The organism is Polaromonas sp. CG_9.5 (genome assembly GCF_035984465.1).
GTDB lineage: Bacteria > Pseudomonadota > Gammaproteobacteria > Burkholderiales > Burkholderiaceae_C > Polaromonas.
The window spans coordinates 240,979-254,752 of sequence record NZ_JAXCHR010000001.1 but is presented as its reverse complement, the minus strand read 5'-3'; the positions used below and the strand labels follow the sequence as shown (position 1 = coordinate 254,752).

Annotated in this window: 14 protein-coding genes; 3 read left to right on the top strand and 11 right to left on the bottom strand. The window is 59.4% G+C overall.

Annotated elements, in window-relative coordinates; translation table 11 throughout:
- Nucleotides 1–2 precede the first annotated feature (2 nt).
- Entirely contained in the window at nt 3–512 is a 510-nt protein-coding gene (locus tag RCH06_RS01180; RefSeq protein WP_327079597.1) for a YgjP-like metallopeptidase domain-containing protein, read from the bottom strand.
- A 201-nt stretch (nt 513–713) separates the two neighbouring features.
- Between RCH06_RS01180 and RCH06_RS01175 the strand changes: the two genes are divergently transcribed.
- Entirely contained in the window at nt 714–1,898 is a 1,185-nt protein-coding gene (locus tag RCH06_RS01175) for a patatin-like phospholipase family protein (protein ID WP_327079596.1), read from the top strand.
- Nucleotides 1,899–2,049: 151 nt separating this feature from the next.
- Here RCH06_RS01175 and lysS read toward each other — a convergent pair whose 3' ends face one another.
- Both lysS and RCH06_RS01165 read right to left on the bottom strand, forming a co-directional pair.
- Nucleotides 2,050–3,615, bottom strand: a complete 1,566-nt coding sequence (lysS, locus tag RCH06_RS01170; protein ID WP_327079595.1) for a lysine--tRNA ligase — start codon at nt 3,613–3,615, stop codon at nt 2,050–2,052.
- Between the two features lie 172 nt (nt 3,616–3,787).
- Nucleotides 3,788–4,462, bottom strand: coding sequence for an LON peptidase substrate-binding domain-containing protein (locus RCH06_RS01165; RefSeq protein WP_327079594.1), 675 nt, complete (start codon nt 4,460–4,462; stop codon nt 3,788–3,790).
- Nucleotides 4,463–4,499: 37 nt separating this feature from the next.
- Between RCH06_RS01165 and RCH06_RS01160 the strand changes: the two genes are divergently transcribed.
- A complete protein-coding gene (locus RCH06_RS01160; RefSeq protein WP_327079593.1) occupies nt 4,500–4,763 on the top strand; it encodes a hypothetical protein in 264 nt (87 codons plus the stop codon).
- 60 nt (nt 4,764–4,823) lie between these two features.
- Here RCH06_RS01160 and RCH06_RS01155 read toward each other — a convergent pair whose 3' ends face one another.
- The 3 genes from RCH06_RS01155 to RCH06_RS01145 all read right to left on the bottom strand — a co-directional run bounded on the left by RCH06_RS01155 (nt 4,824) and on the right by RCH06_RS01145 (nt 7,251).
- Nucleotides 4,824–5,312, bottom strand: a complete 489-nt coding sequence (locus tag RCH06_RS01155; RefSeq protein ID WP_327079592.1) for a YcxB family protein — start codon at nt 5,310–5,312, stop codon at nt 4,824–4,826.
- A gap of 53 nt (nt 5,313–5,365) precedes the next feature.
- Nucleotides 5,366–5,833 carry a hypothetical protein gene (locus tag RCH06_RS01150; protein ID WP_327079591.1) on the bottom strand — a complete coding sequence of 156 codons (468 nt, stop codon included), beginning with the start codon at nt 5,831–5,833 and terminating at the stop codon, nt 5,366–5,368.
- Between the two features lie 65 nt (nt 5,834–5,898).
- Nucleotides 5,899–7,251, bottom strand: coding sequence for an IS110 family transposase (locus tag RCH06_RS01145; protein ID WP_442799576.1), 1,353 nt, complete (start codon nt 7,249–7,251; stop codon nt 5,899–5,901).
- Nucleotides 7,252–7,928: 677 nt separating this feature from the next.
- Between RCH06_RS01145 and RCH06_RS01140 the strand changes: the two genes are divergently transcribed.
- Complete coding sequence (locus tag RCH06_RS01140; RefSeq protein ID WP_442799575.1) at nt 7,929–8,993, top strand: integron integrase; 1,065 nt, start codon at nt 7,929–7,931, stop codon at nt 8,991–8,993.
- A 6-nt stretch (nt 8,994–8,999) separates the two neighbouring features.
- Here the strand turns inward: RCH06_RS01140 and accD are convergent, their stop codons facing one another.
- From accD to truA, 5 genes are all read right to left on the bottom strand, one after another.
- Nucleotides 9,000–9,872, bottom strand: coding sequence for an acetyl-CoA carboxylase, carboxyltransferase subunit beta (accD, locus tag RCH06_RS01135; protein ID WP_327079588.1), 873 nt, complete (start codon nt 9,870–9,872; stop codon nt 9,000–9,002).
- A gap of 162 nt (nt 9,873–10,034) precedes the next feature.
- Nucleotides 10,035–10,853, bottom strand: coding sequence for a tryptophan synthase subunit alpha (trpA, locus tag RCH06_RS01130; protein ID WP_327079587.1), 819 nt, complete (start codon nt 10,851–10,853; stop codon nt 10,035–10,037).
- Entirely contained in the window at nt 10,850–12,154 is a 1,305-nt protein-coding gene (trpB, locus tag RCH06_RS01125; RefSeq protein ID WP_327079586.1) for a tryptophan synthase subunit beta, read from the bottom strand. The genes trpA and trpB overlap by 4 nt, the downstream gene beginning before the upstream one ends.
- 28 nt (nt 12,155–12,182) lie before the next feature.
- On the bottom strand, nt 12,183–12,968 hold the full coding sequence (locus RCH06_RS01120; RefSeq protein ID WP_327079585.1) for a phosphoribosylanthranilate isomerase: 786 nt from the start codon (nt 12,966–12,968) through the stop codon (nt 12,183–12,185).
- Complete coding sequence (gene truA, locus RCH06_RS01115) at nt 12,965–13,759, bottom strand: tRNA pseudouridine(38-40) synthase TruA (RefSeq protein ID WP_327079584.1); 795 nt, start codon at nt 13,757–13,759, stop codon at nt 12,965–12,967. Before truA ends, RCH06_RS01120 begins: the two co-directional genes overlap by 4 nt.
- Nucleotides 13,760–13,774 lie beyond the last annotated feature (15 nt).

Genomic DNA, 13,774 nt, shown 5'->3' with positions numbered 1-13,774 from the left:
GGTCAGTTCGGGGTCGGCCAGTCCAGCTTGCCTGACGCATCCATGTGCGTCAGGTACACGCGCAGGTCGAACTCGTACTGGTGGTACTGCGGCTCCATGTAGGTGCAGAGTTTGTAGAACGCCTTGTCGTGGTCTTTTTCCTTGATGTGGGCCAGCTCGTGCACCGCAATCATCCGCAAAAATTCCTCCGGCACGTCCTTGAACAGCGACGCGACGCGGATTTCGCGTTTGGACTTGAGCTTGTTGCCCTGCACGCGTGAAATCGTCGTGTGCGTGCCCAGTGCGTGCGTGATGATCTGTAGCTTGCTGTCAAACATCACCTTGTTCAGCGGTTCGGAATTGCGCAAAAAATCATTTTTCAGCGTCATTACATAGTCGTACAACGCCTTGTCGGTGCGCACGGTGTGAGCGTGGCGGTATTTGGCCAGCAGCGTTTCGCCGAGCCGGCCTTGTGTCTGCAACTGCTGCACTTGGGCTTTGAGGCTGTCCGGGTAGCCCATGAGGTATTTCATTGGAATCTTATGTGCTACTTTTTTAATAGCTGGTTGCGCACGCCAACTATGCGCTAGCGCCCTAAAAGGCATAAAACGGGGCGTTTTTTCGGTCACTTCGCCACGCGGCGGAGCCGGAGCGGATTTTAGACCGGCTGCCCAATAGCGCCCCAGCCGGTTTATGCGTAAAGATTCAGCCCGCTTTTTTGTTAGGCTTTATGCATGAAGCATTCCAGCAACTCTCCCGTCGCTCCTCCCGAGAATCGCCATCGCCTGGTCAACCTCGCACTGCAGGGCGGCGGATCACACGGCGCTTTTACCTGGGGTGTGCTGGACGCGCTGCTGGAAGACGGCCGCATTGACATCGAAGGCATCAGCGGCACCAGCGCCGGCGCCATGAACGCCGTGGTGCTGGCGCATGGGCTGGTCAGCGCCCCCGGCCAGTCCCGGCTTGCGCGCTATGAAGCGGTGCGGCAGGCGCTGGCGAATTTCTGGAATGGCATTATTGACCTGAGCGCCGTGTCGTCTTCGTTATCAAAATCACTGTCGCTGTGGCAGCGCGCACCGTTCAATGTTTTGTTGGGACAGCTGGGCAGCGGCATCTGGTCGGCTTCGCGCTGGACCGATGAACTCACCCGCTACTGGTCGGGCAGCCTGTCGCCTTACCAGAGCAACCCGTTTGACATCAACCCGCTGAAGGATTTTCTGGCCTCTCAGGTCGATTTCGAGCGGCTGGCGGCGCACCCTTTCCCGGCGACGCCCAAGGTGTTCGTGGTGGCCACGCGCGTCAGCACCGGCAAGGCCGAGGTGTTTTCAGGCCAGCGCCTGACGGCCGACGCGGTCATGGCGTCGGCCTGCCTGCCCATGGTGTTCCGGGCGGTCGAGATTGAGGGCGATCATTTCTGGGATGGCGGCTACACCGGCAACCCGGCGCTGCACCCGCTGCTCTACGAATGCCAGAGCCGCGACATCATGCTGGTTCAGATCAACCCGATCCAGCGGGACAAGCTGCCGACCCAACCCGGCGAAATTGCCGACCGCGTGAATGAAATTACCTTCAATGCCGGGCTGGTCGCCGAAATGCGCGCGATTGATTTTGTCAAGCGCCTGCTGGCCGAAGGCAAGCTCGAAGCGTCGCAGTACAAGGACGTGCTGATGCACCGCATTGACGGCGGTAAAGCGCTGGACGCCTACAGCGCCTCGACCAAGGCGTCAACCGAGGCCGGCCTGATCCACGGCTTGCGCGATCTGGGCCGGCGCTGCGCGGCCCAATGGCTGGCCCAAAACTACCCGATGCTGGGCGTCGAATGCACCGTCGATATTGCGCGCGACTACCTGGACGACCTGCGCCTGCCGGTGGAACGGGCAACCGTCGCCCCCGACAGAAAACAGTCTCTTTTGGGCTGAAACAGCAACCTACCCAAAAATCGCGCCCCACCAAACCCATTCTGACGAAAAAAAGGCCTTTTCAGCATTGAAAAGGCCTGTGGTGCACGCTGCACAAGCGCTGTCAGCTATGAATTAGCTAGCAAAAAGAACCCGCTAAAGCGCCTGCACGTCACGCTTCGCGGCGCAGCGCCGGGAACAAGATCACGTCGCGAATGCTGGGGCTGTCGGTCAGCAGCATCATCAGCCGGTCGATGCCGATGCCGCAGCCGCCGGTCGGGGGCATGCCGTATTCCAGCGCGCGGATGAAGTCGTGGTCGTAGAACATGGCTTCGTCGTCGCCGCCGTCCTTGGCATCGACCTGCGCATTGAACCGCGCGGCTTGTTCCTCGGCGTCGTTCAACTCGCTGAAACCGTTGCCGAATTCGCGGCCCGTGATGTACAGCTCAAAGCGCTCGGTGACTTCCGGGCGTTCGTCGTTGGCGCGCGCCAGCGGCGAGATTTCGGTCGGGTGCTCCATGATGAAGGTCGGCTGCCAGAGCTTGTCTTCCACCGTTTCCTCAAAATACAGCACCTGCAAACTGGCCAGCGAGCGGCCGGCCAGGCGGTTCTTGGCTTCACTCAAGCCGAGCTTTTTCAGGGCATTGGTCAGCCATTCGGCGTTGTCCACGTGGTCGCCTGCGTCGGTGTGCTTGAGGATGGCTTCGCGAATCGTCAGGCGCTCAAACGGCTGGCTCAAATCCACCGGCTTGTCAGCGTAGCTCAGTTGCAGCGAGCCGCAGACTTTTTGCGCAATGTCGCGGATCAGGTCTTCGGTGAAGGCCATCAGGTCGGTGTAGTTCCACCACGCCGCATAGAACTCCATCATGGTGAACTCGGGGTTGTGGCGAACGCTGATGCCTTCGTTGCGGTAGCTGCGGTTGATCTCGAACACGCGCTCGAAACCGCCGACGATCAGCCGCTTGAGGTACAGCTCGGGCGCGATGCGCAAGAACATTTCCTGGTCCAGCGCGTTGTGGTGCGTCTTGAACGGCTTGGCATTCGCACCGCCCGGAATCGGATGCAGCATCGGCGTTTCGACTTCCAGAAAATCATGCGACACCATGAACTCGCGAATGCCGCTGACCGCCTTGCTGCGCGCCATGAAACGCTTGCGTGCCGACTCGTCCATGATCAGATCGACATAACGCTGGCGGTATTTGACTTCCTGGTCCGCCATGCCGTGGAACTTGTCGGGCAGCGGGCGCAGGCTTTTGGTCACCAGCCGGATGCTGTCGGCATGAATCGACAACTCGCCCGTCTTGGTTTTGAACAGCAGACCGGTCGCCGACACGATGTCGCCCAAATCCCAGTGCTTGAAAGCGGCATGCACGTCTTCGCCCACGCCGGCGTTGTTGATGTAGAGCTGGATGCGGCCGCCCGACGGGCCAAACGACGCATCCTGCAACGTCGCAAAGCTGGCCTTGCCCATCACGCGCTTGAGCATCATGCGGCCCGCCACATGCACCTTGACGGCCAGCGGCTCCAGCTCTTCATTGCTCAGGTGGCTGTATTCGGCAAACAGCGCTTCGGCGCGATGGCCGGGCTTGATGTCATTCGGGAACGCCACGCCTTTGCCGTCGGCTTGGTGTTGACGCAAGGCGCTGAGCTTTTCGCGGCGCTCGACCATCAGCTGGTTTTCGTCGTGGTGGGCGGGGGCAATGCTGCCGGTTGCAGAAGAAGTCGGGTGGCTGGACATAGGTCAGTGTTCCGGAAATAAAAAGGTGGGGCGGGTGGGCGCAAGCGCCAGGCTGCTCAAGGCGCCGCTGAAAACGCCGAATCAATGATTTTAAGTTTTTAAGGATGCGTTTTTCAGGCCGCGCCGCTTGAGAGCCATCTTTGCCCGCATCAAAGGCCGCTTGCCCGCGCCATCAGAGGGAAATGCCGGTGCGTTCCAGAATGTCGCAGACCAGTTCCAGCCGAACCAGCGGGTTGTCGAGCTCCATCAGGCGCTGCTTGAGGTCCAGCGGCATCGGCAGCAACTCGCACCAGCGGTTGGCGACCCAGCCGCAGTCGTCCAGGCGGTAGGGCGGCAGCACGGGCATTTTTTCAGGCGGCGTGTCACTTTGCCGCAGCCCTTTGATCAGCTGGTCTAGCGCATCAGCAGTTTTTTGCAGATCAGGCGGAATGCTGACGGGCATGTCGTCTTCAAGCCGGGTCACGTCAGCGATCCACAAGCCGTGCTTGAGTTTTTCGCGCCGGGTAATCTCAAAACGGTGAATGCCGTGGCACTGCAACACCATCAGGCCGGGCTGCGGCACTGAAAAGTGGCTGATCGTGGCCAGTGTGCCGACGGTGTTGAAGGCTTCATTGGCAAAAGCATCACCGTTTGGCTTGGCATCTTTGGCCGTGGCGCTGGCCGGTTTGCGCACTTCCGAGCCTTCGGTCAGCGACACCACGCCAAACGGCGCGCCGGTCTTGTGGCATTTGCCAATCATGTCGAGGTAGCGCACCTCAAAAATCTGCAGCGGCAAATAGCCGCCGGGGTACAGCACGGTGCCCAAAGGAAAGAGCGGGAGAGAATTCAATGTCAGGATTTCAGACATGGTGTGAGGCTTCAAATTGGTAGCCTGACATCATCCCATGATCTCTTTTTCGGCGCATGCGGCGAATGCTGATTTGCGGCGAGGACTTGCGCTGCGCGTACCGCGTGGATCGCATGACGCTGGCGTGAACTTCATTTTTCAGGATGCGCTTTGCAGGTCAGAAAACTGTGGCCAGGACGGGCGCGTCTGGCGCAGCAGCGCGGTAGGAAACGATAAGGAATTTACTATTAAAAAAATAGCTGTAAGCGCAGGCAGAGCGTTCGTCAGCGGCACTTTGGCGTATGAATTCTGGCATGGATGATTTTGCAAACCTAACGGCTTGAATTGAGCGGCGGCGAAGCCGTCCGCCTCGAATGAATTGTTAGCCAACTTTGCCTCCTGCGGCTTGTACCCGGGCGAGCAAGAATGCCGCGAACTCCGGCGGCAAGCTCGCCAGCGGCAAAGTGACGAATTGGGACTTGGAAAGCACAAGTAGCCAGCAAGTCTTGAACTGCCACACCTCGGTAACGGCAGACCATGGGAGCGACGCAGTACCAGCACTAGAAGATAGTGATAAAGAATTTTCGGAAGCTTCAAGAGTGGCTTGAGGGCTGCCCATAGCCCTCAGCTTATGCATAGCGTTGCGATAGTGAACAACATACAGCCCCACAGCGAAGCAGATGCCGAGAACGAGCACGCTCCCCAGCACACCTACGAACCATGATGTGTCGCCTCCGCGAATGGACACGGTGAGCCCAGTGGCGACCAGTGCAAGCGCCACAAGAAAGCGAAAGCCGACGACGCGCCACCAAAAGCCAAGAACGGCTTGGTGAAGAAGTGGTTTGTTGTAGTTGAGGATTGTTCGATGCATTGGCTAACGTCGAAATTCAGTGGGCGGCGCAGCCGATCCACTGCAATGCCAGGTTAGACACCCTTTACATAGCGTTCGATGAGGACGGCGGCGAGAGCAACGATGATTCCAATGAGGATGCCAGAGCCAATGGCAAATGCGCGGTCGAATCGCTTTGTTTTGGCCTCGGACAAGTAGAGATTTCCCTTGCCTGACAATGAAAACCGTTGGCCCTTCAATGTTTCGTTTCCACCATGTATTGACCAGCTTCGCCCGCGGTAGGTAGCAGTTTTTTCAGCAGAACTCATTGCGAAGTACTTCCAAGACAAAAGCTGCTCCTTTGGTTCTGGTTTCGGCGAATCCGAATCTCTTAGATCAGGTTGCATGCCATCGTCCACAAAGCCCTGCGTGGCAAGACTGGCGAATACGTAGAAATCCCGATGATCGCCATATTTTTTTGGGATTAAGGCCGTGATTTCTTCGAGCGACAAATCTCCTGATTTCTCGAGCGCTTTGAGGATTGATATGGCGGACGGCGACATCGGAGGTGAGTAGAGCTTCTCTTAAGAAACTTCCCCAGCCTGCCCTGGATTTTTGAAGTCTAAAGTCATGCAGGCCGTAGCTCCTTGGGTTTGAGTTCGAAGCCCATTGCACGGGCTCGCTTGGCCAGATTTTGCACCACCCGCTGGCGATACCGTTCCTCGTACTCATCCTGCCCGGTCTCGACAAAGGCCTGTCCTTTGGTCAGCATGAAATACACCAGCCGGGCCAGCTTGTGCGCGCTGGCGGTGATGGCTTTGGCTTTGTCCATGCGCGAGCACAGCCGACGGTGATGCGCACCCAGCGCGGTTTGGCTTTTGCGCAGCGCCTGCGCGGCCATGCGCAAGGCCTGGGCGGCGCGGTTGGCACAGGGCTTGGTGGCACTTGAAAGCACCTTGCCCCCGGAGATCTTCGTGCCCGGGCACAAGCCCAGCCAGGAGGTAAAGTGCTTGACGCTGGGAAAGCGCGCCAGATCAACGCCAATCTCGCTGATGACTTTCAATGCCGTGCTGGTGTCAATTCCTGGTATGCGCGTCAAATCAACGCCGCTGGCTTCAAACAGAGAAGTTCGTGCGTCAAAGCCGACCGCGTTTTTGGCCGGGGTGCCGCGCTTGGGTGCGCCCAAGCCATCCTCGGGCAACTCGTGGCCCTTGAGGTTGCTCAGCAATTGCTGCAGCTTGTCATCGCACTGGGCGATTTGCACCGCGTACGTATCGATCAAGGCCAAGGCCTGCTTGAGGGCAAACAAATGCTCGTCGCGCCAGTGGCCCTGCAGTGCTTGAGCGACCTCGACCTCGTTCGCCTTGATGCGCCGGTCCCGCAGCCGGGCCAGCGTGGCAGCATCGCGCTCGCCCGCCACGATGGCGCGAATGATGGCCTGGCCGGTCACGCCCATGATGTCGGAGATGACGTGGTGCAACTGCACATTCATCTGTGTCATGGCCTTTTGCAGATGCTGGACATGGCGGGCCTGGTAGGACAGCAGCATGTCGCGGTGACGCCAGACGGCGCGCAGCGCGCAGACCTCCTCGGCAGGTCGAAAGCCGCCGCGCAGCAGGCCATAACTCATCAGTTGCTGCAGCCACTGACAGTCCAGCACATCGCTCTTGCGCCCAGGCACGGTCCTGACGTGACGGGCGTTGACCAGATGCACTTCAAAGCCGGCCGCGTCGAGCATCTCGTACAGCGGTATCCAGTACACCCCGGTCGACTCCATGGCCACGGCCGTGATGTGGCACCTGCGCAGCCACTGCACCAGACGCTCAAGATCGGCGGTGAAGGCTGCAAATTCGCGCACCGGCTCGTCGTCGCGCTCGGCAGGCACGGCTACAAAATGGCTGGTGGCACCGATGTCAATGCCGCAAGCGTTGGGGTAGGCGATGCTCAAGCTTGCCGCCTTGGCTCGCTTGCGTATCGGGATGGGCTTGGCTTGGCAGGCCGATAAGGCCTGAGCTGATTTGCCGACAGTCCTGGGCATGGCGCACTCCTTTGTGTCAAGGGTTCAAGCAATGCATGCCACGCGGGATAAACGTCTCGAATGCTCAGTCTCTTAAACGGGATGGTCATGGCAAGCCAGAGGCCTGCCATGCGCCTCACCAGTGTCGAAGACGCAACCCGACCACGCTAACGTACGGGCCTCAAAGGCACCAATGGCTTACCGGTCATGTGTGGCACGCACTGCAACGATACTCCAGCGCTCCAGCGCCTGCCACATAAGTTTCTTCGGCTCGGAGTCCGGGCGCGGCCGGTTGGATCGCTAACGTTGAAATTCAGTGGTTGCGAAGCCGATCCACTGCAATGCCGGGTTAGAACCTTGGTGTTTGAACCGACACGCTTGGCGCAACCCGGAAGCGAAAAGCGCGAAAGCGCCAGCGCTACACAAAGCATAGCTGGAAGCACAGGCAGGGCGTGCGCCAGCAGCACCTTGGACGTGAACTTTGGCATAGGGAATTTCTGCAAACCTAACGTATATTGGACAACTGAATCCTACCCGTACTTACAATCTAATACAACAAAAATTCAGAACTTTCTTTTTATTTTCAACGGGTTAGCAGGTTGCAAAACCATTTAGGCAAACCTAAAATTTAACGGATGAACATGCCTTCACGGTCATCCGCGCCATCACTGGAATCTACACCTTCACGGCCTCCAAAACTTCTGGAGCAACTGCGCATTCACCTGCGCACCCGGCACTACAGCATTCGCACAGAGCAGACCTATATTGACTGGGCACGGCGCTTTATTCTGTTTCATGGCAAACGCCATCCGTGCGACATGGGCGCTGCTGAAGTTGAGGCATTTTTGAGTTATCTTGCCGTCGAGCGCAATGTATCGGCATCCACGCAAAATCAGGCCAAGGCGGCGCTGCTTTATCTGTACAAACAACTACTCGGCATTGATTTACCTTGGCTGGATGAGGTGGTTCAGGCCAAAACACCCAAACGTTTACCGGTCGTGCTGACGACGCGTGAAGTGCGCGACCTGCTGATGCAGCTCAATGGGCCGATGTGGCTGATTGCCAGTTTGCTTTATGGCACCGGCATGCGTTTGCTCGAAGCGCTGCGGCTGCGGGTCAAGGATGTGGAGTTTGAGCGTCGGGAAATCATTATTCGCGAAGGCAAAGGAAACAAAGACCGGATCACCGTCTTGCCCGAAAACCTGATCGTTCCGCTGCAGGCGCAATTGCAGCGCGCCAAACTCATCCACGAGCGCGATCTGGAAGCCGGGTTTGGCGAGGTGTATTTGCCGCATGCGCTGGCCGTCAAATACCCCAATGCCGGCAAGGCGTGGGGCTGGCAATATGTCTTTCCGGCAGCCTCGCGGGCCGTTGATCCGCGAAGTGATGGCGTGGAAAGGCGTCACCATGTGTTTCCCGAGTCGGTACAGCGGGCAGTGCGCGAAGGCGCGCGGCGCATGGGTGTGGGCGTCACGTCCGCGATGGATTCAGGCGGAGCGCAAACTGGGGCAACCAGCGGATCGGCCAAGATCATCACGCCGCATGTGCTGCGCCATTCGTTTGCCACGCACATGCTGCAGGCGGGCTACGACATCCGGACGGTACAGGAGTTGCTGGGCCACAGCGATGTCAGCACGACCATGATTTACACCCATGTGTTGAACAAAGGCGGGCGCGGGGTGCTGAGCCCGTTTGATACGCTGTGAAAAACCTCAGCTCACTGCATCTGCCGGCTGCTTGAGCAGCATCGCCAGTGAGTTGGCGACGGTCTTGCGCAATTCCCGGCGGTCGCAGATGAAGTCGATCGCGCCTTTGGTTTGCAGGAATTCGGCGCGCTGAAAGCCGGGTGGCAACGTTACGCGCACGGTCGATTCAATGACGCGCGGGCCGGCGAACCCGATCAGGGCTTTTGGCTCGGCAATCACGATGTCGCCCATAAAGGCAAAACCGGCGCTGACGCCGCCCATGGTCGGGTCGGTCAGCACGCTGATGTACGGCAGGCCTTTTTTGGCCAGTCGGGTCAGCGATGCGTTGGTTTTTGCCATCTGCATCAGGCTGAGCAAGCCTTCCTGCATGCGTGCGCCGCCGGTGGCGGTGAAGCAGATAAACGGTACTTTTTGCTCGATGGCGGTGTGAACGCCGCGCACAAAACGCTCGCCGACGACGCTGCCCATGCTGCCGCCCATGAAGTCGAATTCAAAGCAGGCCACGACGACGCCAATGCTGTGCAGTGCGCCGCCCATGACCACCAGCGCATCGGTTTCGCCGGTGTTTTCCATGGCTTCCTTGAGCCGCTCGGGGTACTTGCGGCTGTCCTTGAACTTCAGCGCATCGACGGGCAGCACTTCCTGGCCAATTTCGTAGCGGCCTTCGGCGTCGAGAAAGGCATTCAGCCGGTCACGCGCGCCAATGCGGTGGTGGTGGCTGCACTGCGGGCAGACGTTCTGGTTTTTTTCCAGATCGGTCTTGTACAGCACGGCTTCGCAGCTGGGGCACTTGATCCACAAGCCTTCCGGCATGGTGCGGCGCTCGGTCGGGTTGGTGGGGCTGATTTTGGGCGGAAGGAGTTTTTCTAGCCAGGACATGGTGTCGTTTCCTTGTTGGCTTGCGACTGCCGCTGCATTTTTCAGCAAAGGGCGGCCTCAAGCATCGTCAAACGTTAAACATCAGAGAGACGCGCCGGGCGCCAGAAGGACTGGCTGACCGGGCGAAAAGCGCCATTATGCGCCGGGGTGAACGGGCAAAAGTCAGTCCAGCGCCGTCCGGATTTCTTTCAGGAAGTCATGCGCCACGGCGGCCACCTGGTCACGCGGCTGGTTTTCAATCAGCTGGATGATCTTGCTGCCAATCACCACGGCGTCGGCTACCTGGCCGATGGCTTTGGCCGTGGCGGCGTCACGAATGCCAAAACCCACCCCCACGGGCACGCTGACATGCTGGCGAATGCGCGGCAGCATGGCCGCGACCGCATCCACATCGAGCGTGCCGGCGCCGGTTACGCCCTTGAGCGAGACGTAATAGACATAACCGCTGGCCACCTCGGCCACCTGCGCCATGCGCGCGTCGGTGCTGGTGGGGGCGAGCAAAAAGATCAGGTCCATGTTGTGCGCCTTCAGGCGGGCGGCAAACAGGGCGCATTCTTCAGGCGGATAGTCAACGATCAGCATGCCATCGACCCCGGCGGCGGCGGCGTCGCGGATGAACGCGCTTTCGGCTTCGCCTGCGCCGTGCTTGATGTCGTAGCGCTCGACCGGATTGGCGTAACCCATCAGCACGACGGGCGTGGTGCTGTCGGTTGTGCGAAAGGTGCGCACCATGTCCAGCACCTGAACCAGGCCAACGCCAAAGCCAAGCGCTTTTTCGCCGGCTTTCTGGATCACCGGGCCGTCGGCACTGGGGTCAGAAAAAGGCACGCCCAGCTCAATCACGTCGGCGCCACCGGCCACCATGGCGTGCATCAGTTCGGGCGTGACATTGGCAAACGGAAAGCCTGCGGTGACGTAGGGAATCAAGGCCTTGCGGCCCTCGGTTTTAAGGCGCGAGAAAGTGGTTGCAATACGGCTCATGACTGGCTCCCTGCGCCTTTGGCACCGCTGGCGTCGAACGCATCGGGTGACGTGACGACGCCGCCTTTGACGGACAGGCCGCGCATGGAAGGCCGGTCATAGAAATCAGCGCCCGACAGGTCAGCCACGGTGCCGATGTCTTTGTCGCCCCGGCCCGAGAGGTTGACCAAAATGCTTTGGTCGCTGCGCATGGTTTTGGCCAGCTTCATGGCATAGGCGACGGCATGGGCTGATTCGAGCGCCGGAATGATGCCTTCGGTGCGGCACAGGTAGTGAAAGGCTTCCAGCGCTTCGGTGTCGGTGATACCGACATATTCGGCGCGGCCGATATCTTTCAAAAACGCATGCTCAGGGCCGACGCCGGGGTAATCCAGCCCGGCGCTGATGCTGTGCGTTTCGGTGACCTGGCCGTCTTCATTTTGCAGGACGTAGGTGCGGTTGCCGTGCAGCACGCCGGGAAGGCCGCGCTGCAAGGAGGCTGAATGCTTGCCGCTGTCCATGCCTTCGCCAGCGGCTTCGACGCCAATCAAACGGGTGGCTTCATGCGAAATATAGGGATGAAAAATGCCCATGGCATTGCTGCCGCCGCCCACGCAGGCCACCACCGCGTCAGGCTGTTTGCCAAGGTTCATCTCGGGCATCTGCGTCAAGCATTCGGTGCCGATGACGCTCTGGAAGTCGCGCACCATCATCGGATAAGGGTGCGGGCCGGCCACGGTGCCGATGATGTAGAAGGTGTTGTCCACATTGGCCACCCAGTCGCGCATGGCTTCGTTCAGCGCATCTTTCAGGGTCTTGCTGCCGCTCTCGACGGGCACCACGGTGGCGCCCAGCAGGTTCATGCGATACACATTGGGGCTTTGGCGCTTGACATCTTCGCTGCCCATGTACACCACGCACTCCAACCCGTAGCGGGCGCAAATGGTGGCGGTGGCCACGCCGTGCTGGCCCGCGCCGGTTTCGGCAATGATGCGCGGCTTGCCCATGCGGCGCGCCAGCATGGCCTGGCCGATGGTGTTGTTGATCTTGTGCGCGCCGGTGTGGTTGAGGTCTTCGCGCTTGAGGTAAATCTGTGCGCCACCTTGCTCGCGGCTCATGCGCGCGGCGTGGTAAATGGGCGAGGGGCGACCGACGAAGTGCTTCAGCTCGTAGTGGAATTCAGCAATGAACTCCGGGTCGTGCTGGTACTTGGCGTAGGCGGCTTTGAGCTCGTTGATGGCGTGGGTCAGGGTTTCAGAGACGAAACTGCCGCCGTAAATGCCGAAATGGCCGGCGAGGTCAGGTTGTTGATAGTCGTACATGGTCTTTGCTCAGTTGGGGACAGCGCCGCTATTGGCTGCGCTCAGCATGCCTGGGCTGTCCCGAAAGGTTTTTGAATGACTCGTCGGCCGCACGAACGGCGGCGACGAATTGATTGATTTTCTCAAGGCTCTTGATTCCCTTGGAAATCTCGACGCCTGAGCTCACATCAACGGCCAGCGTGGTGCAGCGTGGCCTGACTTGCAAAATACCATCGATCACGTTTGCAGGCGTCAACCCACCAGACAAAACGAGGTGAGCGTTGACGCTTGGAGGAAGCAGTGACCAATTGAATGTTTTTCCGCCTCCGCCGAATCCTTCGACATGGGCGTCGAGCAAGATGGCTTGGGCTGCTGAATAATCTTGGGCGTATTTTAAGAGATCAAACCGAAGACCGCCGGTTTCAAGGTTTTCGTCCAGGGGAATGCGGGCGGCACGCAGGAAGGGTCGACCCCACTGCAGGCAGTCTTCAGGCGTCTCATCACCATGAAATTGCAGCAATGCGCACGGTATACGGGCGCAAGCAGCTATTATTTCAGGAGCAGCCGCGTTGACGAAAAGCAGTACTGGCGTCACAAACGGCGGCAGGCGACGGGCCAGTTCTGCAGCGCGGTCCAGCGTGACGTAGCGCGCGCTGTGTTCATACATGACAAAGCCGATGGCGTCTGCCCCGGCAGCCACGGCGGCATCTACGTCTTCTTCTCGGGTCAGGCCACAAATTTTGATGCGCGTGCGCACGAAAGCTGGCAAGGGCAGGGGGACTTCACCGCCCCCGGTTTGTTCCAGGGCGGATAGCGTGGGCGCAGGTGTTTTCATGGCAGCCAATCATAAGACGCCGTGCGCGAGGGCAAACCATGACGCTCTTCGTAAACCGGCCCCAAAAAATACAAACCGTCCGGTGAGAAAGTCGGGGCGGCGGCATCGCGGCGCCTGGCTTCGACCACTTCGGCCAGCCATTCGGGCGGGTGACTGCCTTGGCCAATGGCCAGCAGGCAGCCCATGATGTTGCGGATCATGTGGTGCAAAAAAGCGTTGGCTTCAAACTCGAAGCGCCAATAGCGTGAACCGGCGCCAGCGCGCTGCGAAATATCAATGCGTTTCATGGTTTTGACGGGCGACTTGGCCTGGCATTGCGCAGCCCGAAACGAGCTGAAGTCGTGCTCGCCCATCAGGTATAGGGCAGCCTGGCGCATGGCCGCGCCATCAAGCGGGCGGTAAACCCAGCCGACACGCCCGGCTTCGACGCTGGGGCGAACCGGTGATTCCAGCACGACGTAGGCGTAGCGCCTGGCAATCGCACTGGCGCGCGAGTGAAATGTGTCTGGCACGGGCTGCGCCCATTGCACGGCGATGTCAGAAGGCAGAAAAGCATTAGTGCCGCGCACCCAGGAGGCTGTTTCGCGTTGCAGCGGCGTATCAAAATGCACCACCTGCATCAGTGCATGGACGCCAGCGTCGGTACGGCCAGCGCACATCACGCGCACCGGCTGGACAGAAAATTTGCTTAAAGCCAGCTCCAGCTTGTCCTGGACCGTCTTGCCGGAAAGCTGGCTTTGCCAGCCTTCGTAGGCGCTGCCGCTGTAGCTGATGCCCAGCGCAATCCTCACGGAAGGTTTTTCCGG

What these genes read in the sequence shown, in the direction of transcription:
- RCH06_RS01180 (WP_327079597.1), bottom strand. Translation starts at nt 512, where the DNA reads ATGAAATACCTCATGGGCTACCCGGACAGCCTCAAAGCCCAAGTGCAG.
- RCH06_RS01175 (WP_327079596.1), top strand. Translation starts at nt 714, where the DNA reads ATGAAGCATTCCAGCAACTCTCCCGTCGCTCCTCCCGAGAATCGCCAT.
- lysS (WP_327079595.1), bottom strand. Translation starts at nt 3,615, where the DNA reads ATGTCCAGCCACCCGACTTCTTCTGCAACCGGCAGCATTGCCCCCGCC.
- RCH06_RS01165 (WP_327079594.1), bottom strand. Translation starts at nt 4,462, where the DNA reads ATGTCTGAAATCCTGACATTGAATTCTCTCCCGCTCTTTCCTTTGGGC.
- RCH06_RS01160 (WP_327079593.1), top strand. Translation starts at nt 4,500, where the DNA reads ATGATCTCTTTTTCGGCGCATGCGGCGAATGCTGATTTGCGGCGAGGA.
- RCH06_RS01155 (WP_327079592.1), bottom strand. Translation starts at nt 5,312, where the DNA reads ATGCATCGAACAATCCTCAACTACAACAAACCACTTCTTCACCAAGCC.
- RCH06_RS01150 (WP_327079591.1), bottom strand. Translation starts at nt 5,833, where the DNA reads ATGTCGCCGTCCGCCATATCAATCCTCAAAGCGCTCGAGAAATCAGGA.
- RCH06_RS01140 (WP_442799575.1), top strand. Translation starts at nt 7,929, where the DNA reads ATGCCTTCACGGTCATCCGCGCCATCACTGGAATCTACACCTTCACGG.
- accD (WP_327079588.1), bottom strand. Translation starts at nt 9,872, where the DNA reads ATGTCCTGGCTAGAAAAACTCCTTCCGCCCAAAATCAGCCCCACCAAC.
- trpA (WP_327079587.1), bottom strand. Translation starts at nt 10,853, where the DNA reads ATGAGCCGTATTGCAACCACTTTCTCGCGCCTTAAAACCGAGGGCCGC.
- trpB (WP_327079586.1), bottom strand. Translation starts at nt 12,154, where the DNA reads ATGTACGACTATCAACAACCTGACCTCGCCGGCCATTTCGGCATTTAC.
- RCH06_RS01120 (WP_327079585.1), bottom strand. Translation starts at nt 12,968, where the DNA reads ATGAAAACACCTGCGCCCACGCTATCCGCCCTGGAACAAACCGGGGGC.